The organism is Clostridium sp. TJA085 (assembly GCF_058310235.1).
In genome coordinates this window covers 578,834-604,512 of sequence record NZ_JBZEEZ010000001.1, presented here as the reverse complement: position 1 = coordinate 604,512, position 25,679 = coordinate 578,834, and the positions used below count along the sequence as shown (strand labels likewise).

The 25,679-nt window shown below is 27.3% G+C and carries 26 protein-coding genes and 1 pseudogene; 24 read left to right on the top strand and 3 right to left on the bottom strand.

The window, feature by feature from the left end; translation table 11 throughout:
- Positions 1–8 precede the first annotated feature (8 nt).
- Positions 9–548 carry an ATPase gene (locus AC4FQW_RS03255; RefSeq protein WP_303127035.1) on the top strand — a complete coding sequence of 180 codons (540 nt, stop codon included), beginning with the start codon at positions 9–11 and terminating at the stop codon, positions 546–548.
- Here AC4FQW_RS03255 and spoVV read toward each other — a convergent pair.
- Together spoVV and AC4FQW_RS03245 are read right to left on the bottom strand one after the other, a co-directional pair.
- A complete protein-coding gene (gene spoVV, locus AC4FQW_RS03250; protein WP_491147205.1) occupies positions 545–1,729 on the bottom strand; it encodes a dipicolinic acid transporter SpoVV in 1,185 nt (394 codons plus the stop codon). The genes AC4FQW_RS03255 and spoVV overlap by 4 nt on opposite strands.
- A gap of 48 nt (positions 1,730–1,777) precedes the next feature.
- Positions 1,778–2,983 carry a nucleotidyltransferase gene (locus AC4FQW_RS03245; protein ID WP_491147203.1) on the bottom strand — a complete coding sequence of 402 codons (1,206 nt, stop codon included), beginning with the start codon at positions 2,981–2,983 and terminating at the stop codon, positions 1,778–1,780.
- Positions 2,984–3,205: 222 nt separating this feature from the next.
- Here AC4FQW_RS03245 and AC4FQW_RS03240 point away from each other — a divergent pair, with 222 nt between their 5' ends.
- From AC4FQW_RS03240 to rnhB, 20 genes and pseudogenes are all read left to right on the top strand, one after another.
- Complete coding sequence (locus AC4FQW_RS03240; RefSeq protein WP_491148145.1) at positions 3,206–3,481, top strand: phosphate acyltransferase; 276 nt, start codon at positions 3,206–3,208, stop codon at positions 3,479–3,481.
- Positions 3,462–4,403, top strand: a pseudogene (gene pta / locus AC4FQW_RS03235) (phosphate acetyltransferase); the annotation flags it as partial. The gene AC4FQW_RS03240 and the pseudogene pta, both read left to right, overlap by 20 nt.
- 57 nt (positions 4,404–4,460) lie before the next feature.
- Positions 4,461–5,657: an acetate kinase gene (locus AC4FQW_RS03230; RefSeq protein ID WP_303127043.1), complete on the top strand. Its 1,197-nt coding sequence runs from the start codon at positions 4,461–4,463 to the stop codon at positions 5,655–5,657.
- Positions 5,658–5,835: 178 nt separating this feature from the next.
- The gene (locus AC4FQW_RS03225) at positions 5,836–6,342 is read left to right on the top strand and encodes a YceD family protein (protein WP_303127045.1); all 507 of its coding nucleotides are present in this window, start codon (positions 5,836–5,838) and stop codon (positions 6,340–6,342) included.
- A gap of 3 nt (positions 6,343–6,345) precedes the next feature.
- Entirely contained in the window at positions 6,346–6,528 is a 183-nt protein-coding gene (gene rpmF, locus AC4FQW_RS03220; protein WP_024614622.1) for a 50S ribosomal protein L32, read from the top strand.
- A gap of 65 nt (positions 6,529–6,593) precedes the next feature.
- Positions 6,594–7,583, top strand: a complete 990-nt coding sequence (gene plsX, locus AC4FQW_RS03215) for a phosphate acyltransferase PlsX (RefSeq protein ID WP_491147201.1) — start codon at positions 6,594–6,596, stop codon at positions 7,581–7,583.
- Positions 7,584–7,659: 76 nt separating this feature from the next.
- The gene (gene acpP, locus AC4FQW_RS03210) at positions 7,660–7,890 is read left to right on the top strand and encodes an acyl carrier protein (protein ID WP_303127050.1); all 231 of its coding nucleotides are present in this window, start codon (positions 7,660–7,662) and stop codon (positions 7,888–7,890) included.
- Positions 7,891–8,011: 121 nt separating this feature from the next.
- Entirely contained in the window at positions 8,012–8,710 is a 699-nt protein-coding gene (gene rnc, locus AC4FQW_RS03205; protein ID WP_491147198.1) for a ribonuclease III, read from the top strand.
- Positions 8,703–9,716 carry an elongator complex protein 3 gene (locus AC4FQW_RS03200; protein WP_491147196.1) on the top strand — a complete coding sequence of 338 codons (1,014 nt, stop codon included), beginning with the start codon at positions 8,703–8,705 and terminating at the stop codon, positions 9,714–9,716. Before rnc ends, AC4FQW_RS03200 begins: the two co-directional genes overlap by 8 nt.
- A 173-nt stretch (positions 9,717–9,889) precedes the next feature.
- Entirely contained in the window at positions 9,890–13,447 is a 3,558-nt protein-coding gene (smc, locus tag AC4FQW_RS03195) for a chromosome segregation protein SMC (RefSeq protein ID WP_491147194.1), read from the top strand.
- Between the two features lie 19 nt (positions 13,448–13,466).
- Positions 13,467–14,384 (top strand): signal recognition particle-docking protein FtsY, encoded by a 918-nt coding sequence (ftsY, locus tag AC4FQW_RS03190; RefSeq protein WP_303127057.1) that lies wholly within the window; start codon positions 13,467–13,469, stop codon positions 14,382–14,384.
- 95 nt (positions 14,385–14,479) lie between these two features.
- Positions 14,480–14,809: a putative DNA-binding protein gene (locus tag AC4FQW_RS03185; protein ID WP_303127198.1), complete on the top strand. Its 330-nt coding sequence runs from the start codon at positions 14,480–14,482 to the stop codon at positions 14,807–14,809.
- 16 nt (positions 14,810–14,825) lie between these two features.
- Positions 14,826–16,181 carry a signal recognition particle protein gene (ffh, locus tag AC4FQW_RS03180; RefSeq protein WP_303127059.1) on the top strand — a complete coding sequence of 452 codons (1,356 nt, stop codon included), beginning with the start codon at positions 14,826–14,828 and terminating at the stop codon, positions 16,179–16,181.
- 34 nt (positions 16,182–16,215) lie between these two features.
- A complete protein-coding gene (gene rpsP / locus AC4FQW_RS03175) occupies positions 16,216–16,461 on the top strand; it encodes a 30S ribosomal protein S16 (protein ID WP_024614630.1) in 246 nt (81 codons plus the stop codon).
- 50 nt (positions 16,462–16,511) lie between these two features.
- On the top strand, positions 16,512–16,739 hold the full coding sequence (locus tag AC4FQW_RS03170; protein WP_491148143.1) for a KH domain-containing protein: 228 nt from the start codon (positions 16,512–16,514) through the stop codon (positions 16,737–16,739).
- Positions 16,740–16,823: 84 nt separating this feature from the next.
- A complete protein-coding gene (rimM, locus tag AC4FQW_RS03165; protein ID WP_491147190.1) occupies positions 16,824–17,321 on the top strand; it encodes a ribosome maturation factor RimM in 498 nt (165 codons plus the stop codon).
- Complete coding sequence (gene trmD, locus AC4FQW_RS03160; RefSeq protein WP_303127063.1) at positions 17,311–18,027, top strand: tRNA (guanosine(37)-N1)-methyltransferase TrmD; 717 nt, start codon at positions 17,311–17,313, stop codon at positions 18,025–18,027. Before rimM ends, trmD begins: the two co-directional genes overlap by 11 nt.
- A 178-nt stretch (positions 18,028–18,205) precedes the next feature.
- Positions 18,206–18,556: a 50S ribosomal protein L19 gene (rplS, locus tag AC4FQW_RS03155; protein ID WP_303127065.1), complete on the top strand. Its 351-nt coding sequence runs from the start codon at positions 18,206–18,208 to the stop codon at positions 18,554–18,556.
- A gap of 71 nt (positions 18,557–18,627) precedes the next feature.
- On the top strand, positions 18,628–19,470 hold the full coding sequence (gene ylqF, locus AC4FQW_RS03150; protein WP_303127067.1) for a ribosome biogenesis GTPase YlqF: 843 nt from the start codon (positions 18,628–18,630) through the stop codon (positions 19,468–19,470).
- A gap of 19 nt (positions 19,471–19,489) precedes the next feature.
- Positions 19,490–20,293 carry a ribonuclease HII gene (rnhB, locus tag AC4FQW_RS03145; protein ID WP_303127069.1) on the top strand — a complete coding sequence of 268 codons (804 nt, stop codon included), beginning with the start codon at positions 19,490–19,492 and terminating at the stop codon, positions 20,291–20,293.
- 33 nt (positions 20,294–20,326) lie between these two features.
- Here the strand turns inward: rnhB and AC4FQW_RS03140 are convergent, their stop codons facing one another.
- Complete coding sequence (locus AC4FQW_RS03140; RefSeq protein WP_491147188.1) at positions 20,327–20,692, bottom strand: YraN family protein; 366 nt, start codon at positions 20,690–20,692, stop codon at positions 20,327–20,329.
- 108 nt (positions 20,693–20,800) lie between these two features.
- Here AC4FQW_RS03140 and AC4FQW_RS03135 point away from each other — a divergent pair, with 108 nt between their 5' ends.
- Genes AC4FQW_RS03135 through topA form a run of 3 tightly spaced genes read left to right on the top strand, consistent with a single transcriptional unit; the run spans position 20,801 to position 25,529 of the window.
- Positions 20,801–22,327, top strand: coding sequence for a YifB family Mg chelatase-like AAA ATPase (locus AC4FQW_RS03135; protein WP_491147186.1), 1,527 nt, complete (start codon positions 20,801–20,803; stop codon positions 22,325–22,327).
- Between the two features lie 14 nt (positions 22,328–22,341).
- On the top strand, positions 22,342–23,391 hold the full coding sequence (gene dprA, locus AC4FQW_RS03130; protein ID WP_491147184.1) for a DNA-processing protein DprA: 1,050 nt from the start codon (positions 22,342–22,344) through the stop codon (positions 23,389–23,391).
- A 41-nt stretch (positions 23,392–23,432) separates the two neighbouring features.
- Positions 23,433–25,529 carry a type I DNA topoisomerase gene (gene topA / locus AC4FQW_RS03125; protein WP_491147182.1) on the top strand — a complete coding sequence of 699 codons (2,097 nt, stop codon included), beginning with the start codon at positions 23,433–23,435 and terminating at the stop codon, positions 25,527–25,529.
- Positions 25,530–25,679: the final 150 nt, after the last annotated feature.

Here is a 25,679-nt window from a genome sequence, read left to right as displayed (position 1 = left end):
GGGTATATATGGATAAACAAGAAGCTAACGTTTTAGAATATTTAGAATATTTATTAGATACTATAGAAAGAGCGCCAAAGGTTCCTATGAGCGGTAAAGTTATGGTAGATAAAAAAGAGTTTATGGAAACTATTGATGATATTATAAATTGTTTACCTGATCAATTTAAAAAAGCTCAATGGGTTATGAATGAAAGAGAAAGAATTTTAGCTGAGGCTAAAAGAGAATATGATTCAGTTAAAGAAGAAACTATGATTCTTATGAGACAAAATATTGAAAATCATGATATTGTTAAAGAAGCTAAAATAAGAGCTCAAGAAATATTAGCAACTGCAAAAAGAGAATCTAAAAACTTAAGAGTAAGTGCTAGAGATTATGCAGATGAAATATTAACTGATTTAGATGAACAAATGGAAAATAAAAAAATGGAGCTTATAAAATCGCTTCAAGTAAGCTTTGAGGATACAGCTAGGGAAATTGATGAAAACCTTACAAAAGCATGCTCCATTGTAAAAGAAAATATAAAAGAATTAAGATCTATGGATTAGTTTTTTAGCTTTTTTGAATTATTTTTAGCAATGTATTGAATAATAAAAATAATAATTAAAAATATTAATATTGGCAATAAGTAATTAAGTAAGTAATTAGAAACAAAAAAATTATTAGATGAATATGTTTCTATTGATTTAAATACTATATTTGACAATAAAAAAGTAAAAATAAAGCTAAAAATTCCTTGTATTAATTTTAAAAATACATATCTAAAAAAAGATACATTATGTTTTCCTATAAAGGAAAATGTTTGAGCTATTATAGATATGCCCGAGAATGAAGCTAAAAAGCTTATTATAGCTAATTTAAAGTGTATTGACATGGAACTAGATGAAATTATGCTACAACCATTTGTTAGTTCAATACTACCTAGAAATGTTCCGTACAACATATTTCTTGGTATATTGAATAAATTTTCTATATTAAAAAATATGTCTTTTATGAAGTTTATATTTTTTAATATAGATATAATTACAGAAAATGCTACAACGTACGAGCATACAGATAATGTTGTATTTAATGCATCTTTAATAGATTTATCTAATGCAACACTAAAACTTATTTCTTTAAAAGAAGTCTTCTGCGCATTAAATTGATGCATAGAGGACTTTTTCATTGTTATTATTGCAATGAAAAATATAGATAAATAATTACTTATAAGTAAAAAGTAGCCGTATTTTGGATCTCCAAGTAATGAAGCACCAACAGACCCTATTAAAAATATAGGTCCTGTATTTGATGCTATATTTATAAGCCTTATATAATCTTTTTTTTCAATATCACCATTTTCATATAAATTGCTACTAAATTTAGCTCCTAATGGATAACCACATAAAATACTACCAACTAAAGGAAAAGAACAATTTGATGGTAATTTTAATGGTTTGCATATAAGAGGACCTATTAATTTAGAATATGTTGATATTCCATCATAGCATATAAGTAAATTGCATATAAGAGAAAATGAAAATATAGTAGGAATTATAGCTTTAAAGCAAAGTCTTAATCCATCTAATGCTGCATTAATAGATGCTTCAATATTACTTACAAATAATATTATTAAAACAGTTATAAAAAAACAAAAAATATTGTTTTTATCAATATTACAAAACTTAAATAATAAAACTATAAAAATAAATATAAAGAAACATAAAATAAAAATATAAATATTATTCACGAAATCACTCCCATCAATAATATTTATATGCACATAATATAGCAAACTTTACTTATGTATATAAGGGGTTTTTAAATAATCTTCAATAGGAGATATTGATTTATTTAAAATTGAATAAGCTTTTGTACCAAGCAAGTTTATTTTTAAAATATCATCATCTATATGTTTTGGAATTTTATTTAATATTTTTAAATTAGATTTAGACTTAATTTCTTTTAATATTTTCATACCAGTAGAATTAAGAGCAAGAGGTCTTATAAATTTAAAATCATAATTTTTAATGTTAGTTAAATCATATTGCTCAAGTCCTATGAAGAAACTTGTAAGAATTCTATTTATTCTTGTATAAGTATATCTTTTACTTTTAATATTTAGTATAAGCTCATTTATACATTTAGAATTAATTATTTCTTTTTTTATTTTATTATCTAATCCTTCAGATAAATCATTTATGTTTTTTAATTTAGAATCATTAGTTAAGATTTTATATTTTAAAAATTCAAACATATCATTTTCAAATACAAAATTATAATTTTTATTAAATAAGTTTTCTAATTCTTTATATGTTTCTAAAGGTATAGAATTTTTTAAAATATTTAAATTCATATTTTCTTTTAAACATTTTCTTATAGAAGTAGCTGAAGAAAATGTTTTGCTCAAATTTAAGTCATTATAGTTATTACCTTCACGTTTAAGTGTAAAGGGCTTTATTTTGCTATCTAATTTTATAATAGATTTTATATATTCTATTGCTAATATATTATTTGAGTTTGATAAAATTTCATATACATTGTCATTTGGCAAAATAGAATTTAGAGAATTTGTTCTTGCTGTATGAAAAGGTATACCTTTTTTTATATTATCTTTTAAATTTTCTTTATATTTAGTAGATTCAAAAGCTAAAGAATGTGCTATTTTAAAAAGATTATTTAAATTTCCACTTTCACTTCCGAAATATATATTATTTATACAATTTAAACTGTTTAAAAGTTTGACTCCACCAAAAGCAAAATTTTCTGCAGAAGATAATGAATATACAAGTGGTAATTCTAAAACTAAATCTACACCGTTTAAAACAGCAATTTTAGCTCGTGTATATTTATCTATAATAGCAGGTGTTCCTCTTTGCATAAAATCTCCACTCATTACACAAACTATACCATCAGAATTTGTATCTTTTATTGCATTTTCAAGATGGTATTTATGACCTAAATGGAAGGGATTATATTCAGTTATAATACCTGTTAAATTCATATAAAATCCTCCTTTAATACTAAAATAATACTCATAGTATATCATATAATTTTTAAAGTGGCACTTTTAAAGGGGAGAGGATAAATATTCAGAAAATTTGCAGTATTTCAAATCTAATGAATTCAATGAAACGGCAAAAAAATGTCCTTTAAAGGTTGAAAATTTGCATCAATTAGGAGTATATTAATATGTGAAGATATACACGGATCTTTGAAAGGAGAAATGAACATGGAACTTATGAACAAAATATGGGAGGCTGCAAAGTCTGATAAAAAAAAGATAGTCCTTCCAGAAGGCGACGAGGCTAGAACGGTAGTTGCTGCTAGAAAAATATTTGATGAAGGAATAGCTATACCGGTTTTAATAGGTAATAAAGAAAGAGTATTACAATCTGGTAAAGAGCAAGGTGTTAATCTTGAAGGAGTAGATATAATAGATCCAGAGACATCACCTAAGCTTAATGAATATATAGAAGCNTCCAGAAGGCGACGAGGCTAGAACGGTAGTTGCTGCTAGAAAAATATTTGATGAAGGAATAGCTATACCGGTTTTAATAGGTAATAAAGAAAGAGTATTACAATCTGGTAAAGAGCAAGGTGTTAATCTTGAAGGAGTAGATATAATAGATCCAGAGACATCACCTAAGCTTAATGAATATATAGAAGCTTTTTATGAGTTAAGAAAAAATAAAGGTATGACAATGGAAAAAGCTGAAAGAATAGTTAGAGATCCTCTTTATTTTGCTACAATGATGGTAAAACTAGATGATGCTGATGGAATGGTTTCAGGTGCTGTTCATACAACAGGAGATCTTTTAAGACCAGGTCTTCAAATAATAAAAACTGCACCAGGAGTATCAGTAGTATCAAGTTTCTTTATAATGCTTGTACCAGGATCAAAATATGGAGAGCAAGGTATGCTTTTATTCTCTGATTGTGCTGTTAACCCAAATCCTAATTCAGATCAATTAGCTGCTATAGCAATTGCAACAGCAGAAACAGCTAAGAATCTTTGTAAAATGGAACCAAAGGTTGCAATGCTTTCATTCTCAACTATGGGTAGTGCAGATCATGAATTAGTTGATAAAGTTAGAACAGCAACAGAAAAAGCTAAAGAATTAAGACCAGATTTACAAATAGATGGAGAATTACAATTAGATGCAGCAATAGTTCAAAAGGTTGCAAATCAAAAAGCTCCAAACAGTAAAGTTGCAGGAAATGCAAATGTATTAGTATTCCCAGATTTACAAGCTGGAAATATAGGATATAAATTAGTTCAAAGATTTGCTAATGCAGAAGCTATAGGACCTGTATGTCAAGGTTTTGCAAAACCTATTAATGATTTATCAAGAGGATGTAGTTCAGAAGATATAGTTAATGTTGTTGCTTTAACAGCAGTTCAAGCACAAGCTTCAAAATAGTAATAGCAATTAGTAGTAGAAATTAGACGTTGATAAATTTTTAAGGGGGATCTCAAGATGAAAATATTAGTAATAAACTGTGGAAGTTCATCATTAAAGTATCAATTAATAGACATGACTAATGAAGTAGCATTAGCTCAAGGATTAGTTGAAAGAATAGGAATAAATGGTTCAATTTTAACTCAAAAAGTTGAAGGTAGAGATAAATATATAATAGAACAAGAAATGAAAGATCATAAAGATGCTATAAAATTAGTTTTACAAGCATTAGTTGATGAAAAACATGGCGTTATAAAATCAATGGATGAAATAGCAGCTGTTGGACATAGAGTAGTACATGGTGGAGAAAAATATTCAAAATCAGTGTTAGTTGATGAAGAAGTTATGAAATGTTTAGAAGATTGTGTAAAACTTGCACCACTTCATAACCCACCTAACATAATAGGTATAGAGGCTTGTAAGGCTTTAATGCCAAATACACCTATGGCTGTAGTATTTGATACTGCATTCCATCAAACAATGCCTGAAGAAGCATATATTTATGCTATACCATATGAATATTACAAAAATAATGGCGTAAGAAGATATGGATTCCACGGAACATCACATAAGTATGTATCACAAAAAGTTGCAGAAACTATGGGAAAAGATATAAAAGATTTAAAAATAATAACTTGTCACTTAGGAAATGGTGCATCAATTACAGCAATTAAAGATGGAAAATCAATAGATACATCAATGGGATTTACACCACTTGACGGAATAGTTATGGGAACAAGATCAGGAAGCATAGATCCTTCAATAGAAACTTTCTTAATGTCAGAACTAGGATATTCATCACAAGAAATAAATGATATATTAAATAAAAAATCAGGTATTTTAGGAATTTCAGAAGTAAGTTCAGACTTTAGAGATGTAAAAAATGCTGCTTATAATGAAAATAACAGCAGAGCGCAACTTGCATTAGATATATTTAGTTATAGCGTTAGAAAGCAAATTGGTGCATATGCTGCTATTATGGGTGGAGTAGATGTAGTAGTATTTACTGCAGGAGTTGGAGAAAACTCAATAGAAACTAGAGAAGATATAGTTAAGGGATTAGAATTCTTAGGAATTGAATTAGACACTGAAAAGAACAAAGTGTTTGGAGAACTTAAAGAAATATCAAAAGATGGTAGCAAAGTTAAGATATATGTTGTACCAACAAATGAGGAATTAATGATAGCTAAAGATACATTAGAGTTAATAAAATAGTTAATATTAATAAAAAATCTTGACTTTTTATGTCACCCTTTATATAATAAATTGTGTTTGTTCAGTAAATATTTTAAGCTAAGGGGTGAAAAAGAGCTTTCGCTCGAGCTATGTCGCTAGTTTAGTGATATAATGTGTCTTAGTGGACATGAGGATTTTTATCCAGAGCATGAAATTTATGAAATTACAATTTTCTAGTCTTTTTTCAAGAAAAGAAAGAGAAAAGAATTTTTCTTATGATTTTGATATGAAAAAATTTCACTTTGAAGGAGAAGTAGTTGAACCAGTATCTAAAGTTTTAGTTAATGGAACTATATATTCAAAGGAGAAAGAGATTGTAGTTAGACTACATGTAAAAACAGAGCTTAAGCTTTGTTGTTCAAGGTGTTTAGATACCTTCATCTATCCAATAGATTTTGAAATAGAAGAAAGGTTTACAAATGTTGACGATTCATTAGATAATGATGTAATATTTGTAAAGGGTGATGAATTAGACATCACAGATTTTGTTGAAAGAGAAATAATTTCAACCTTACCAATTAAAAAGCTTTGCAGTAATGAATGCAAAGGCCTTTGCCACAAATGTGGTAAAAATCTTAACATTGAAAATTGTACTTGTGACAATGATGATATTGATGTTAGATTAGCAGGTCTTAAGGCACTGCTTGAAAATAAGGAGGTGTAATCAATGGGATGTCCAGCAAGAAAAACATATAGAGCAAAGAGAGATTCAAGAAGAGCTCAAACTTTCAAAGCGAGCTTACCAGGAATAGTTGAATGCCCACAATGTCATGAAATGAAATTAGCTCACAGAGTTTGTAAGAGCTGTGGATACTACAAAGGTAAAGAAGTAGCAGCTTCAGAAGAATAAAAGAAAGTCTTATGACTTTCTTTTCTTTATATATAGAAAAATATATACAAAAAGGGGTGAGTTAATTGAGAATAGCAATAGATGGAATGGGTGGAGATAATGCACCTAAAGCTGTTGTAGAAGGTATTATAGATGCTTTGAGGGAATATAATGATATAGAAGTATATATAACAGGTCCTGAAGAGAAAATAAATGAAGAATTAAATAAATATTCTTATGATAAAAATAGAGTTAAAGTAGTTAATGCTACTGAAATAATATCTACAAATGAACATCCGGTTATGGCACTTAGAAGAAAAAAAGATTCTAGTATAGTAAAAGCATTAAACTTAGTGAAAGAAGGTAAATGTGAAGCTGTTATCTCAGGGGGAAGTACTGGCGCATTTTTAGCAGGATGTACTTTGATTGTTGGTAGAATAAAAGGAGTTGAAAGACCAGCTTTAGCTCCTATAATGCCAGGCAGAAGAGGTAAGTTTATGATAGTTGATGCAGGTGCAAATGTGGATTGTAAACCTAATTATCTTGTTCAGTTTGCTAAAATGGGTAAAATATATTATGAAAATGTATTTAATAAAAAAGATCCAACTGTTGGTCTTATAAATATTGGTGAAGAAGCTGAAAAAGGTAATGAACTTACAAAGGAAACTTATAAACTTTTAAGCAATGAATCATTAAATTTTGTAGGTAATGTTGAACCAAGAGATATACCAACTGGAGAAGTTGATGTTTTAGTTTGTGATGGATTTATAGGAAACACTGCTCTTAAATTATATGAAGGTGCTGCAATGAATTTACTTGGTATAATAAAGGATACTATAATGGAAGCATCTTTTATGCCTAAAATTGGAGCAGCTCTTCTTAAACCAGTTTTTAAGAAGCTTATGATTAAATTTGATTATAAAGAAGTTGGTGGAGCTCCTTTCTTAGGAGTAGATGGAATTTGTATAAAAGCTCACGGAAGTTCTGATGGAAAAGCTTTTAAAAATGCAATAAAACAGACTACAATTTTTTATAAAGGTAACGTAATAGAGAAAATAAAAGAAGAAATAAAATAAAAATTATTTTATTAGAATATTGACTGTATATTTAATATATAATATTATCTAAGGGAAGGATTCAGGAGGTGATAATATGTTTGAAAAGATTCAAGAGATAGTATCAGAAAAATTAAGCATAGATAAAGATGAAATAACAATGGATTCATCATTTATTGATGACCTTAATGCAGATTCATTAGATATAGTTGAGTTAATAATGGCATTAGAAGATGAATTAGATATGGAAATTCCAGATGAAGATGTTGAGGGATTCAAAACTGTTGGAGATGTTGTAGAATACGTTAAAAATCATGTTGAAGAATAGTAAAATCCCGCCTTTATTGCGGGATTTTATATTTAAAAATATAATAAAAGAATTAATGTAGTTTATTCTTGAATTTGTTTAAAGAGCAAACTGAAGAATAAACTTAGAGGAGTGAGGATATATGAATAAATTAAAGGTAAAAGAGTTCGAAGAAACTCTTGGAGTAAAATTCACTAACCTAAGTTATTTGAAAAAAGCATTAACACATAGTTCATTTGCTAACCAGTATAAGGATACAGAATATAATGAAAGATTAGAATTTTTAGGAGATTCGGTTCTTCAATTATGTATAACAGAATATTTATTTAAGAATTATACTGAAAAATCTGAAGGGGAGCTTACAAAAATCAGAAGTTTAATTGTTTGTGAAAATTCTCTTTTTGAAGTAGCAAAAGGATTAAATTTAGGTAATTACATAAGAATGAGTAAGGGAGAAGAACTTACAGGAGGAAGACAAAGAACTTCAATACAAGCGGATGCTGTTGAAGCTGTCTTAGCAGCTATTTATTTAGATAAAGGATTAGAATTTACAAGAGCATTTATTTTGAATAAATTTAAAGATATAATAGATAAAGCTATAAATAATGAAATAATATTAGATTTTAAAACTAAATTACAAGAACATTTACAAAAAAATGGTGAGGTTCAAATAAAATATGATTTAGTTAAATTTGAAGGTCCTCCACATAGAAGAAAATTTTACACTAGAGTTTTAATAAATGATGAGTGTATGGGAGAAGGTGAAGGATATTCTAAAAAGGAGGCAGAACAAGCTTCTGCAAAACAAGCCTTAGAAAAAATGGGGGTAATAAATGAGTAAAAATTATTATATTATACCTATTTTTGTTCCTCATGAAGGTTGTCCTCATAATTGTGTGTTTTGTAATCAAGATAGGATAACAGGTGTAAGAGATAAGGTTGATGGAACAAAAGTTAAGGAAATTATAGAAGAATATTATCGTACTATAAAAAATAAAGATGCAACTATCGAAGTATCTTTCTTTGGTGGTACTTTTACAGCTATAAAGGAAGAAAAGCAAAGAGAGTTATTATCTGTTGCTAAAAGATATAAAGATTTAGGAATAGTAGATAAAATAAGAATGTCAACTAGACCAGATTATATAAATGATTATATATTAACTTATTTAAAAGAATATGATGTTGATATAATAGAATTAGGAGTACAATCTTTAAATGATGAAGTATTAACTGCAGCTGGTAGGGGACATACGGTAGAAGATGTAATTAATGCATCTAAGCTAATAAAAAAGTATGGAATAGTATTAGGACATCAGTTAATGCCAGGATTACCTAAATCAAATAAAGAAAAAGATATAAATAGTGCTAAATTATCAATACAATTAAAACCTGAAATAGTAAGAATATATCCATCTTTAGTTATTAAAGATACTCCTATGGAAATTATGTATAATAGAGGAGAATATACTCCTTATACATTGGATTTAGCAGTAGATGTTAGTAAACAAATATATTTTATGTATAAAAAAGAAGGAATAAATGTTATAAGAATAGGACTTCAGCCTACAGATACTATAAATGAAGGTGGAGATATTATAGATGGTCCTTTTCATCCTGCATTTAGAGAGCTTGTAGAAAGTAGCCTTCTTATAGATAAAATAAAACAAGAAATTATAAGTGATAATTTGGAAATTTTAATTAATAATAGAGATGTTAGTAAGTTATATGCTAATAAGAAATATTATTTCAACAAGCTAAAAGAAGATGGTTATAATATTACTGTTAAGATAACTGATGATGTTGAAAAGGGAAAAGTATTAATTAGAAATATAGTAGAAAAAATATAGAAATTTAAATAAAACGAGGGTTTTGCTCTCGTTTTGTTTAAATATAATTAAATATAGAGGTGATATAATGAGAAAAAAAACTAGAGAAAAAATGCAAATTGCTCTTGCAGTTTTTTTAGTTTTGGTATTTTTAATATCCTTGATACCAATATTTATATAAAGGAGTGGAATTTGTGTTTTTAAAATCTTTAGAGTTAAGAGGATTTAAATCCTTTGCTGATAAAACAGAGTTGAAGTTTAAAGAGGGAGTTACAGCAATAGTAGGTCCAAATGGTAGTGGAAAAAGTAACATATCTGATGCTGTTAGATGGGTTCTTGGTGAGCAAAGTGTAAAAACTTTAAGAGGCGGAAAGATGGAAGATGTAATTTTCTCTGGAACACAATATAGAAAACCTGTTGGACTTGCACAAGTTTCTCTTACTTTAGATAATTCAAATGAGGTTTTACCAATTGATTATAATGAAGTAACTGTAACTAGAAGAATATTTAGATCAGGTGAAACAGAATATTTATTAAATAATAGTAAATGTAGATTAAAAGATATAAATAGTTTATTTATGGATACTGGTATAGGAAAAGAAGGGTATTCTCTTATAGGACAAGGTAAAATAGAAGCTATTTTAAGTGGTAGACCAGAAGATAGAAGAAATTTATTAGAAGAAGCATCTGGAATTGTTAAATATAAATTTAGAAAAAATGAAGCTGAAAAAAAGCTTTCAAATACAGAAGAAAATTTAATTAGAATAAGAGATATAATTTCTACATATGAAGAGCGATTAGAGCCTTTAAGAATAGAGAGAGAAAAGGCATTAAAGTTTAAAGACTTATCAAATGATTTAAAAGAAAAAGAGGTTTCTTTAATAGTAAATAATATTAAAATTATTGAAAAAGAAATTAAAGGATTTAATAAAGAATTAGATGATAAGAAAAATGAATTAAATGTAAAAAGAGAAGATCTAAATTTAAAAAAGCAAAAATTAAAAGATATAGAACAAAGTTTAGAAAAATTAGAAAGAAAAAGCACTGAAGAAAAGTTAGAGTATTTTAGAAAAAAAGAAGATATAACAAAGGCAAATAGTGATATTGAATTACATAATGAAAGAATTAATAATCTAAATAAAACTATTGAAAAAAATAAGTTTGAGAAATATGGATTAAACAGTAAGATTTTAGATATAAATAAAGAAAAAGAATTTCTAAAAAAAGAACTTTTAGAAAGAAAAGAAGAAGAAAAAATAAAATCATTAGAGATTGAAAAATTAGAAGATGATATTAAATCTATATCTTCAAAAGTAAAAGATATAGAATTAGAAATTAATAATTTAAAAAAGAGTGAATTAGATTTAATTAAAAATAATTCTTCAATAAATAATAAAATAACTGAAATAAAAGGTGAAATAAAATCTAAAGAAGAGAGAAAGTATAAAATTGATGAAGAAGTTAAAAGTATAGATAATAGCTTAGGCATTAATAGATCAACAATTAATGGATTAACATTAAAAATTGAAGCACAAGAAAAAGAATATGAAATACTAAATAATAAATTAGTAGAAAATAAAAATAATTTATTAAAGATAAATAGTTTAATAGCAAATAAAGAAAAAGAATCAAAGTTTTTAAGTATTTCATTAAGTAAATATGAAGCAAATAAATCTATGCTTGAAGACTTGGAAAATGGATATGAAGGCTATAATAGATCATTAAAGAACCTTATGGATAGAGTAGATAGGAAATTAACTCCTCATACTGAAGGTATAAAGGTGTTAGGTGAGGTATTTACTGTTCCTAAAGGATATGAAACTTCTATAGAAACAGCACTTGGATCTTCTATATCTAATGTTATTACAGAGACAGAAAATATAGCTAAAGATCTTATAAATTATTTGAAAAATAATAAATTAGGTAGAATAACATTTTTACCACTTAACATAATAAATGGTAGCAAGTTAGAGGTTAATGACAAAGTTAAAAATATAGATGGATATTTAGGTATTGCATCAGATATAGTTCATTTTAATCATAAATATACAAAAGTAATTAACTATTCTCTTGGTAGAACAATAATAGCTAAAGATATGGATAGTGCTTTCAAAATTGCTAAAATAATAAATTATAAATATAGAATTGTTACTTTAGAAGGAGAAATACTAAATGCTGGTGGAGCATTGACAGGTGGTAGTATAAAGGGAAAAACTACTAACATATTAAGTAGAAAAAGAGAAATAGAAGAAATACAAGAAAAAATAAAAGAAACTAAATTAAAATTAGATGAAACTTCAGATTATATAAAGGAAATCACTAAAAAGAGAAAAGATATAGATGAAGAGGTTTTAAATTTAACAGATAGTATGCATGCTATAAAAATAGAGCTTGCAACAAACAAAAACGAACTTATGAATTTAGAAAATCAGATTAAAAATCTAAAAGAGAATAATTTAAAAGCAAAAGATGAGAAAGATTTAATAGAAATAGATTTGAGTGATTTAAAACTTAAGCTTGAAGAATTAAGTAGTAGTATATTAAGCTTAGCAAGTGAAAATGAATTTAATAAACAAAAAGAATTAGAATTAGAAGAAACATTAAATAATAAAAAATTATATTTAAATAATCTTAATAATAAACTTACAGAAGTAAAGATAAGTATTGCATCGATAAATGAGCTTATTTCAACAAAAAGTGCTGAAATAATAAGAAAAGATTCTGATCTTAAAGAAATTAATTTGAAAATTGAAAAGATTAACGAGGAAAATTCAGAAGCTACTTCAAGTATTTCAATTAGTAAAGAAAAAATTCACTATAATATAGAATTAATAAATAAAAATAATGAAAGAATTGAAAACCTTGAAGAAATTTTTAAGAAAAACGATTTGAAAAGAGGTATGCTTAAAGAAGAATTTAGTAAAATAGATAGCTTAATAAGTGAAATAAGAGATGTTTTAACTAAAGAAGAAGGCGAACTTAATAAAAGAGAAATACTTAAAGCTAAAAGTGAAATGGAAATTGAAAATCATTATAAAAAGCTTAATGAAGAAATGAATTTAACATATGAAGAGGCAAAAGAAATAGCTAAACCTATAGAAGATTTAAGGAGTTTTAAAGATTTTATAAGTTCTATAAAGAGAAAAATATCAGCTCTTGGTATTGTAAATCTTGGTGCTATATCTGAATATGAAGAAGTTAGCGAGAAATATGAGTTTATGTCATCTCAAGAAGAAGATTTAGAAAAGTCAAAAAATGAATTGCTTTCAGTTATTGAAGAAATGACAGAAAAAATGAGAATTTTATTCAAAGAAAATTTTAAAATATTAAATAAAAATTTTAATGAAACTTTTAAAGAATTGTTTAAAGGTGGAAATGCTGAACTTATATTAGGGGAAGGTGATGAGCTTACAGCTAATATAGATATAAACGTTATGCCACCTGGGAAAAAGCTTCAAAATATAAATTTAATGTCAGGAGGAGAGAAGGTTTTATCTGCAATAGCATTATTGTTTGGTATACTTAAAATGAAACCTACTCCATTTTGCATATTAGATGAAATAGAAGCTGCCTTAGATGATGCAAATGTCTATAGATATTCAGAATTCTTAAAAAGATTTTCAGAAAAAGGAATACAATTTATAGTAATAACACACAGAAAAGGAACTATGGAAGTAAGTGATATAATGTATGGTGTTACTATGGAGGAAAAAGGAATATCAAAGGTACTATCAGTTGATTTAAATAAATAGTTATTATGGAGGTAAGATAATGTTTGGAAAATTATTTGATAAACTAAAAACTGGATTAACAAAAACTAGAGATGGGTTACAAGATAAAATAAATGAGGCTTTAAATTTAGCTGTAACTATAGATGATGACTTATATGAAGAATTAGAAGAAATTTTAATAATATCAGATATAGGTATGGACACAACTATAGAAATTATAGATAGATTAAAAGTGAAAATAAGAAAAGAAAAAATAAATGATCCTCAAATGGTAAAACCAGCTTTAAAAGAAGTAATAACAGATATGTTACTTGAAGGAAGTGAAGATGAAGAATCAAATGATTCAAATGAAAAAGAAGTATTATTAGTTATAGGTGTAAATGGTGTTGGTAAGACAACATCAATAGGAAAGCTTGCAGCTAAAAATAAAGCAGAAGGTAAAAAAGTATTATTAGCAGCAGCAGATACATTTAGAGCTGCTGCAATAGATCAATTAGAAGTTTGGAGTGAAAGAGCCTCTGTTGATATAGTTAAACAAAGTGAGGGTTCAGATCCAGCAGCTGTTGTTTTTGATGCAGTTCAAGCAGCAAAGGCTAGAAATGTTGATCTTTTAATATGTGATACAGCAGGTAGATTACATAATAAAAAGAATCTCATGAATGAACTTTCAAAAATAAACAGAATAATTGATAGAGAATACAGTGAAGCTAAAAAACAAACATTATTAGTGTTAGATGGAACAACAGGTCAAAATGCTGTTATACAAGCTAAGCAGTTTATGGAAGCTTGCCCTATAGATGGTATCATATTAACTAAATTAGATGGTACAGCTAAAGGTGGTGTTGTTATATCTATAAAACAAACTCTTAATATTCCAGTTAAATATATAGGAGTTGGAGAAGGTATAGATGATCTTCAGAAATTTGATGCTAAAAGCTTTGCAGAAGCACTATTTTAAAAAATAATAAAATTTTTTACAGGTGTTAAGTAAAAATACTTGACACCTATAAATTTATTTGGTATCATCTCTTTTGTGGTAAGGTGATTATTATGATGGAAGATAGGGTTGAGATTTCATTATTAATGGATTTTTATAAACCATTATTAACTGAAAAACAAAGAAATATTATGGAATTATATTTTGATGATGACTTATCCTTAGCTGAAATTGCTGAATTAAACAACACAAGTCGTCAAGCAATCCATGATCTAATTAAAAGGTGCTATAAGCAACTTTTAACCTATGAAAACAAATTGAACTTACTTCAAAAGAGTATAAATCGAGAAGAAAAAATTATAAAACTTCTTAAAAACTTTAAAGAAAAGTATTCTATTTCTGATAAAGAATATGATATGCTTAAGAAAGAGCTAGAAGATTTATAATATTAGGAGGTTTAGTATGGCTTTTGAGGGATTATCAGAAAAGCTTCAAAATACCTTTAAAAAATTAAGGGGAAAAGGTAAGCTTAATGAAAAAGATATAAAAGAAGCTATGAGGGAAGTAAAGCTTGCTTTATTAGAAGCAGATGTTAACTATAAAGTAGTAAGAAAGTTTGTTAAAAGTGTGAGTGAAAAGTGCGTTGGAAGTAATGTTCTAGAGAGCTTGACACCAGGACAACAAGTTATTAAAATAGTTAACGATGAACTTACTGAACTTATGGGAGGAAGCGAAAGTAAAATAAATTATTCAAGTAGTGGAACTACAGTTATAATGCTTGTAGGTCTTCAAGGGGCTGGTAAAACTACAATGTGTGGTAAATTAGCGTTAAACCTTAGAAAGAATAATAAAAAGCCGCTTCTTGTAGCGTGTGATATATATAGACCTGCAGCTATAAAGCAATTAGAAGTTGTAGGTAAGCAAATAGACATACCTGTATTTTCAATGGGAGATAAGGTTAAGGCTGTTGATATTGCAAAAGCTGGTATAAAGCATGCTAAAGATAATGGTAATAACGTAGTTATTATAGATACAGCAGGTAGATTACATATAGATGAAAGCTTGATGCAAGAACTTAAAGATGTAAAGTCAGCTGTTAATCCTTCAGAGATTTTACTTGTAGTAGACTCTATGACAGGACAAGATGCTGTAAATGTTGCAGAAACGTTTAATAATGACCTTGACTTAACAGGGGTTATATTAACTAAACTTGATGGTGATACTAGAGGTGGAGCGGCACTTTCAATTAGATCTATCACTGAAAAACCAATAAAATTCATTGGGGTCGGTGAAAAGATGAACGATTTTGAAGTTTTTCATCCAGATAGAATGGCCTCAAGAATACTTGGTATGGGAGATGTATTATCTCTTATTGAAAAGGCTCAATCTGCAATAGACGAAGAAGAAGCAGCAGATTTTACAAAGAAAATGATGAATCAAGGCTTAAATTTTGAAGATTATTTAACTGCAATGGAGCAAATGAAAAAGCTTGGACCGCTTAATAAACTTATGGAAATGATACCTGGAGTAAATTCAAAAGAGTTGCAAGGTATTGATTTTGATCAAGGTCAAAAGCAAATGGAAAAAGTTAAAGCAATAATTCTTTCAATGACATTAAAAGAAAGAAGAAATCCATCCCTTGTAATAAATAATTCATCAAGAAAAAAGAGAATTGCAAAGGGTGCAGGTTCAACAATTCAAGAAGTTAATAAACTTATTAAAGGATACGAAATGATGAAAAAGAATATGAAACAAATGAAATCATTGCAAAAGGGAGCCAAAAAAGGTCTCTTAGGTAAGTTACCTTTTATGAGTTAATATATAATTATTTTTTAAAGGAGGTGAAATTAACATGGCAGTAAAAATTAGATTAAGAAGAATGGGAGCTAAAAAAGCACCTTTCTATAGAGTAGTTGTTGCTGATTCAAGAAGCCCAAGAGATGGTAGATTCATCGAAGAGATCGGATACTACAATCCAGTTTCAGAACCAGCAGAAATAAAAATAAACGAAGAAAAAGCTAATAAATGGTTACAAAATGGTGCTCAACCAACAGATGTAGTTAAAAAGCTTTTCGTAAGAGCAGGCCTAAACAAGTAATACTAGGAGGTGAATTCTGCAACTTAGTATATAACTAGATGCAGGACACTATGAAAGAATTAGTAGAAGTAATAGCTAAGTCCCTTGTAGATAATCCAGATGAAGTTACAGTAAATGAGATTAAAGGTGAACAAACAATTATACTAGAACTTAGGGTTGCACAAGATGATATGGGCAAAGTTATTGGAAAACAGGGAAGAATAGCGAAAGCTATTAGAACCGTAGTAAAGGCTGCAGCAATAAAAGAAGAAAAAAGAGTAGTAGTTGAAATTATTTAAAGAGTTAGGTGAAGCCTAACTCTTTTTTATAATAAAATCATATAAAGTATAAAATTTTTAATTATAAAAAGAGGTGATAAAGATATGAGAGAATTTTTTAAAGTAGGGAAGATTGTTAATACTCATGGGTTAAAAGGTGAGGTTAAAGTTATACCTTCTACTGAAGATGTAAATAACTTTAAAAGATATGAAATTATTTTTATTGATGGAATAGAGAGAAAAATATTAGGTGTAAAATTTCAAAAAGATAGAGTTATATTGAAAATTGAAGGAATAGACTTCATAGATGATGCAGAAAAATATAAAAATAAAATTATAGAAGTACCAAGAGATATGGAACCAGAACTTCCAGAAGATACTTTTTATGCTAGAGATCTTATAGGAATTCATGTATTTGATACAGAAGGAAATGATCTTGGACCTATATATGATGTTATAGAAACTAAAAATAATGATGTATATTGGATAAGAGAACCAAAAGAATTATTAATTCCTGTACTTAAAGATATAGTTTTAGATATTAATTTAGAAGATGAAAAAATTATTATAAGACCTGTAGGAGAATGGTTAGATGAAGATTAGTATATTAACTCTTTTTCCAGAGATGTTTTCAATATTTAACCATAGTATTATAGGAAAAGCACAAGAAAAAGGACTTATAGAAATAGAAACTTTAAATATAAGAGATTATACTAAAAATAAGCATAAAAAAGTTGATGATTATCCTTATGGTGGTGGTGCTGGTATGGTTATGGCACCTCAGCCTGTAATAGATACTATAAGAGAATGTAAAAAAGAAAATAAAGGAAAAGTAGTTTTTTTAGGACCTAGAGGAAAGAAATTTAATCATGACCTTTCAAAAGAATTAGCAAAAGAAGATGAATTAATATTTTTATGTGGGCATTATGAAGGAATAGATGAAAGAATATATGAATACATAGATTTAGAAATTTCTATTGGAGATTTTATATTAACTGGTGGAGAAATGGCTGCTATACCAGTTATTGATTCTGTTTTAAGGCTAAAACCTGGAGTTTTAGGTAAAGAAGAAAGCTTTATGGATGAATCTTTTTCAAATGGATTATTAGAATATCCTCAATATACAAGACCTGAAGAATTTGAAGGAAAACGAGTTCCGGAAGTACTTTTATCAGGACATCATGAAAATATTAGAAAATGGAGAAGATTACAATCTTTAATCATTACAAGAGATAGAAGGAAAGACTTATTTGATAAAATAGAATTAACAAAGGAAGATAAAAAAATATTAAAAACTTATAATAAATAAATTATTATAAGTATGCATATTTTATAAAGAAACTATATTTAGGTATATATTTAATAAATAAATTATTGCAAAGAGATATTTTTTATGATAGAATATGCTTTGTGCTAGTACGGGCGGTCCTCTTCTGGATTTTAAGCTCCGGAATGAACGTCAAATTAATTTTAGGAGGGAATGCACAATGAACGAAATTTTAAGAGCAATCGAACAAGAACAAATAAGAAATGATTTACCAAGCTTCAACGTTGGGGACAACATAAAAGTTCACCAATTAATAAAAGAAGGTAACAGAGAAAGAATCCAAGTATTCGAAGGAACTGTTATTAAGAAGCAAAACGGTGGTTTAAGAGAAACTTTCACTGTAAGAAGATTAGCTTACGGTACAGGAGTTGAAAAAACTTTCCCAATGAACGCTCCAATGATTCAAAAAATTGAAGTGACTAGAAGAGGTAAAGTAAGAAGAGCTAAGTTATTCTACTTAAGAGATAGAGTAGGTAAGGCTGCTAAGGTTAAAGAATTATTAGTAAGATAATTAACCATAAAGAAGAGGCTTAGAAGTAAGTCTCTTTTTTTTCTATAAATAAATTAAAGGAGGAATTTTTTATGGCAATAAACTGGTTTCCAGGGCATATGAAAAAGACTCAAAGAGAAATAAAAGAGAATTTAAAAGTTGTAGATGCAGTTATTGAAATTAGAGATGCAAGAATACCAAAAAGTTCTGCTAATCCTGATATAGATAAATTAGTTGGAAATAAACCAAGATTAATACTTTTAAATAAAAGTGACTTAACTGAGTCTAAAGTTACAAGAGAATGGATGAAATCTTTAACAAAAGATAATGTTAAAGTATTAGAGGTAAACTGCTTAAAAGGAAGTGGACTTCAAAAAATAAAGCCTGCTCTTAATGAATTATTAAAAGAAAAACATGATAGACTTAGAGAAAAAGGATTAAAAACAATAATGACAAGGGTTATGGTAGTAGGTATACCTAACGTTGGAAAGTCAACATTTATAAATAAAATGGCTAGAAATAATATAGCACAGACTGGAGACAGACCAGGTGTTACTAAGAGTAAGAGATGGATAAAGACATCTATGGATGTTGAAATGTTAGATACACCAGGAGTTTTATGGCCTAAATTTGAGGATGATGAAACTGCATTAAATCTTGCTTTTACAGGAGCTATAAAAGATGAAATTATGGATATTGAAGATTTGGCATATAGATTAGTTGAAAGATTACAACAGTATTATCCAGATGAATTAATGGAAAGATATAAAATAGATACAATATACGATAATCCATTGGAGACTTTAGATGCTATAGCTATAAAAAGAGGTGCTATAATGAAGGGGCGCGAAATTGATTATAATAGAATAGCTGTTATATTATTAGATGAGTTTAGAGGCGGAAAAATAGGAAAGATATCATTAGAAAGACCTTAATAAAGGAGGTTTGAATTTTATGAATCTTTTAAAAGATAATTTATCAGAATTTAGTTATAAAGATATAAAAAGTGAATTTGATAATTTAGAACTTAATTTTAAAACAGATGATATAAATATTTTAAGTAAAATTTTATTAAATGATAAAAGAAAAAATGTTCAAAGTTTAGGTAATAAAATATTAAAAGAAAAAAAGAAATTAGAAGATGAATTTATAAGAGTAAAAAAAATGTATGATTTTGATAGAGGGTTTGCTAAAGGGAAAGTACTTGCAGGTGTAGATGAAGTAGGAAGAGGACCACTTGCTGGACCAATTGTATCAGCTGCTGTAGTTTTAGATTTAGATTCTTTAGATGATATTATACTTTACTTAAATGATTCTAAAAAATTATCTGAACATAAAAGAGAAGAACTTTCAGAAATAATAAAGGAAAAAGCATTAGCTTATTGTATTAGTGAATGTTCTAATGATGAGATTGATGAAAAAGGTATAGCTTATTGTAATAACAAAATATTTTTAGATGCAACTTATGGGCTTTCAGAAAGACCAGAAATAGTTTTATCTGATGGATACAATATAAAAGGTATAGAAATAGAAAATAAATTTGTTATAAAAGGTGATACTAAAAGTGCTAGTATAGCTGCAGCATCTATAATTGCAAAAGTTTATAGAGATAATCTAATGAAGGATATTTCGAAAAAATATCCAGAGTATGGATTTGAAAGCAATGTTGGATATGGAGCTAAGAAACATTTAGATGCATTAAAGGAATTTGGAGCTACACCTATACATAGAATGAGTTTTTTAAGGAATATACTATAAAAAGTAGTAATAGCAAAAGCTATTACTACTTTTTTATCTAAAAGCATCTTTTGTATAAATGATATTATAATTATTGTTTTTTGTATTAAAATAAACCTCTAAAACGTCAAATCTTATAAAAAAATTTTTATAATTATTACTTAATAGAAAATATTTTGTTAATTTTTTTATGTTTTGAGTTTTTTTATAAGTTATAGATTCTATAGCACTTCCATAATTTTTATTATATCTACTTTTAACTTCCACAAAACATAATATATCATCTTTTTTGCAGATTATATCTATTTCGCCAAATCTATTTGAATAGTTTTTGCAAATTATATTATAACCATTTTTAATTAAATATTCTTTTGCAATATTTTCACCATAATATCCTATTTTTTTATTAAAAGATTTCATATTAAAACACCTCAGTTATGTATTATTGACATGTTAGATTAGATTTATTAAATAAAATTTTGATTAAAAATTTTTTTGTTGTTAATAATCATCTATGAGGTGATTAAAGTGGCAATAAATATAAATAGTGCAACTAATATTGGAATAAATAGTTATGTTATAAATGTTGAAGTTGATATATCAAAGGGGATTCCTAGTTTTTCTATAGTTGGTCTTGCTGATGCTGCTGTAAGAGAAGCTAAAGAAAGAGTTAGAGCTTCTATAATAAATTCTGGATTTGAATTTCCTCTTGGTAGAATAGTTATAAATTTAGCGCCAGCTGATATGAGAAAGGTTGGTACACTTTTAGACTTACCTATAGCTATAGGTATATTAATGGAATCTAATCAATTACCAAAAAAGGACTTAAAAGAACATTTGTTAATTGGAGAATTATCTTTAAATGGAGAACTTAAAAGGAGTAAGGGAATAATTTCCATTTTACTTCAAGGATTAGATGATAACATAAGTAAATTTTTAATTCCTGAAGAAAATTTAAATGAAGTTTTAGAGGTAAGAAAAGGTAAAGTATACTTAATTAAGAATTTAAAAGAAGCAATAAATTATATAAATTATGAGGATATTTTGCCAGTTGATTATGGTGATTATAAGGAAGAAAAAGAAATAGAAAAATTTTTAGATTTTAGTTGTATAATTGGACAACAATCTTCAAAAAGAGCACTAGAAATTGCAGCTTCTGGAAGACATAATATAGCTTTATTTGGTAATCCAGGAAGTGGAAAAACAATGCTTGCAAAAGCATTAAACTCTATATTACCTCCTCTTACAGAAGAGGAAAAAATAGAGGTAGCTAAAATATATTCTATATTTGGAATGATAGATAAATATAAAAGTATAAATATACCATTTAGGCAACCTCATAACACTATAAGTAAAACTGCATTAATTGGTGGAGGAAAAGAAGTTAAACCTGGAGAGATTACTTTAGCTCATAATGGTGTTTTATACTTAGATGAAATTTTAGAGTTCAAGAGAGAAGTTTTAGAAGTTTTAAGAATTCCATTAGAAGAAAAAGTAATCAGAATAGATAGATTAAGTGATAGGATAGAAATGCCAAGCAACTTCCAACTTATAGCTTCTTATAATCCTTGTCCTTGTGGTAGAAAGTCTATATTAGGACATAATGATAAGTGTGAATGCAGCGAGTATGAAGTTAGAAGATATCAAAAAAGGTTATCAAAACCATTAAAAGATAGAATTGATATATTTAATTATGTTCCTTTAATTAATTTAGATGAATTTAATAAAGGAAAAACATCAGAAAATAGTAAACAAATTAGGGAGCGAGTTATTAAATCAAGAGAACTTCAAAATAAGAGATTAAAAAATACAAAATATAAATTCAATTCAGATATACAAGGAAAGGATATATTTGAATTGTGTAAGATAAATAAAAATGCAAAAAAAATACTAGAAGATTATTTTAGAATAAATACTCCTTCACTTAGAGGGTATGGGAAGGTAGTAAAAGTAGCACAAACCATTGCAGATATAGAGTTAGAAGAAGAAATAAAAAGTGAACATATTATAGAAGCAATAAATTATAGAAAGGATATAAATGGTGAGTTTATTTAAAGAGAGGTAGACAAATGGAAAAATATATATTATGGTTAATGTTAATGGAATGTACGAATCTTCAAAAAATTAAACTTATAAAAAAATATAAAGATGAGAAGATGATTTTTCTTCATTTTGATGAAATAAAAAGTGAAATTCCATTTAGTAATAAAAAATTTACAAATTATGATAAATATAAAGAATTAAATAAAACTGAGAAGCTAATTGAAAACTTAAAATTGCTTAATATAAGGTTTATTTCATTTAATGATAGTAATTATCCTGAAAGTCTAAAAAATATAAAGGAACCACCTTACATAATTTTTTATAAAGGGAATATAAATTTATTAAATGAAGAAATAGTTGCTATAGTTGGGGCTAGAAAAAATACTTCATATGGAGAAATGTCAACTAGACTAATAGCTAAAGATCTGTCTAAAAACAAGGTATGTATAGTTAGTGGAGGAGCACTTGGGGTAGATAAAATAGCTCATGATGAATGTTTAAAAAATGATGGAAAAACTATTGCTGTTTTAGGTTGTGGACTAGATATATGTTACCCTTTAAGCAATAAAGAATTATTAAAAAGAATAGAAGAAAACGGTTTAATAATATCGGAGTTTTTGCCAGGAACAAAACCTAATGCATATAATTTCCCAAGAAGGAACAGAATAATAAGTGGATTAGCAAAAGGGGTAATTATAACCGAGGCTAATAAAAAAAGCGGTTCATTAATAACAGCTAGTTGTGCATTAGATCAAGGAAAAGATATTTTAGTTGTTCCTCATGATATATTTTCAGACAGGGGATTAGGATGTAATCTTCTAATAAAAGATGGTGCTTATATATATACTTGCTTAGATGATATATATACTATATTTAAAATAGAAAAGAAGATAGAAAAAACTATAGCTAATTCTAGCAATATATTAAGCATGATTAAGAATGAACCTGTACATATTGATGACATATTTGTAAAATCACAGGTTGACAGAAATACTTTATATGGTTTATTATTTGAACTGCAAATTAAAAATGAAATATTAAGTTTACCTGGAAATTATTATGTAAGAATAACTTGAATCTAAGGGGGTGAAGACTCCAATAAAAATTGGAGTTAATTATGGGCCAAAAATTAGTAATAGTAGAATCACCAGCGAAGGCTAAAACAATAGGAAAATACTTAGGAAAAAATTATATTGTTGAAGCTTCTATGGGGCATGTTAGAGATTTACCTAAAAGTAAGTTAGGTGTTGATATAGATGATGATTTTGAACCTAAATATATTACAATAAGAGGAAAAGGAGATTTACTTAAATCTTTAAGGAAGGCTGCAAAGAAAGCAGATAAAATATATTTAGCTACTGACCCTGATAGAGAAGGAGAGGCAATCTCTTGGCATTTAGCTAATCTTTTAAAGATAGATGATTCCGAGGAATGCAGAATAGTATTTAATGAAATAACTAAATCAGCAGTTAAAAGCTCTATAAAAAATGCAAGAAAAATAAATCAAGATTTAGTTGATGCACAACAAGCAAGAAGAATATTAGATAGATTAGTTGGTTATGAAATTAGTCCAATTTTATGGAAAAATGTAAAATGGGGATTAAGTGCTGGAAGAGTTCAATCAGCTGCTCTTAAATTAATTTGTGAAAGAGAAGAAGAAATCAAAAGGTTTAAAGCAGAAGAATATTGGACGGTTGATTGCTTTCTTAAAAAGGGAAGAAAAAAATTCCCAATAAAGCTTTCAACTTATAAAAATAAGAAAATTGAATTGAAAAATGAAAAGGATTCTAATAAAGTAATAGAAGAATTAAATAAAGATGAATTTTTAGTTGCTTCAATAAAAAAGGGAAGTAAACTTAAAAATCCTTTAGCACCTTTTACTACAAGTACACTTCAACAAGAAGCTAGTAAAAAATTGAATTTTATGACAAAGAAAACTATGTCAGTAGCTCAGGTTTTATATGAAGGTGTAGAAGTTAAAGGATACGGAACAGTTGGTCTTATAACTTATATGAGAACAGATTCTGTTAGAATATCAAAAGAAGCGCAAGAAAGTGCTAAAAGCTTTATTTTAAATAATTATGGAGAGAAGTATTTACCTGAAGAAACAAGAGTTTATAAAGGAAAGAAAAATATCCAGGATGCTCATGAAGCTATAAGACCTACAAATATAGATATAACTCCTGAGGTAGCAAAAGCAAATTTATCACCTGAACAATATAAACTTTATACTTTAATTTGGAAGAGATTTGTTTCCTCTCAAATGGCATCTTGTATTTTAAATACAAATTCTATAGATATTTTAAATGGTGATTACAAGTTTAAGGCTACAGGATCAACAATAAATTTTGATGGATTCATGAAAATTTATGAATATGCTATAAATGAAGAAGATGATACATCTCTTCCAGAATTTGAAGAGGGAGAAGTGTTATCAGTAGCAAATATTGAAGGAAAACAACATTTTACTCAACCACCTGCAAGATATACAGAAGCATCTTTTGTAAAGTTGCTTGAGGAAAAGGGGATTGGTAGACCTAGTACTTACGTTCCTACAATTTCAACATTATTAAGTAGAGATTATGTAAATAGGGAAAAGAAAAATTTAATACCAACAGAATTAGGCTTTATAGTTAATAATATAATATGTGAATATTTTAAACAAATAGCTGATGTGGACTTTACTGCTAGTATGGAAAAAAATCTAGATAGTATAGAAGAAGGAAAAATTAAATGGAAATCTGTAGTTAGAGAATTTTTTGAACCACTTAAAAAATCACTTGATAAAGCTGAAAAAGAAATGGCAAAGGTCGTTATAGAAGATGAAGTTAGTGATGTGCAATGTGATAAATGCGGAAGAATGATGGTTATTAAAAAAGGAAGATATGGAAAGTTTTTAGCTTGTCCAGGATATCCAGAATGTAAAAATGCTAAACCAATAGTAGAAGAAATAGATGCACCTTGTCCAAAATGTGGAGGAAAAGTTTTAGCAAAGAGAAGTAAAAAAGGTAAGAAGTTTTTTGGATGCTCTAGATATCCGGATTGCGATTTTGTAAGTTGGAATGAACCAGTCAAAGAAAAATGTTCAGAATGTGGATCTTATATGGTGAAAAAATATTCTAAAAAATCTGGAGATTATATAGAATGTTCAAATCCAGAATGCAAACATAAAGAGGAACTAAAAATTAACAAAGAAGAAATTAAAGAAGATTAAACTAAAATAATATAAAAGCTTTGTCAAAAAAATTAGAATGATATTGAAATAGATAACTTGGTGTGATAAACTGTATTAGTATTACGGATTTGTTAAAAAATTAAAACAATTTTAAATATTCTAACAAATGACAATATGAATCTGAAATAG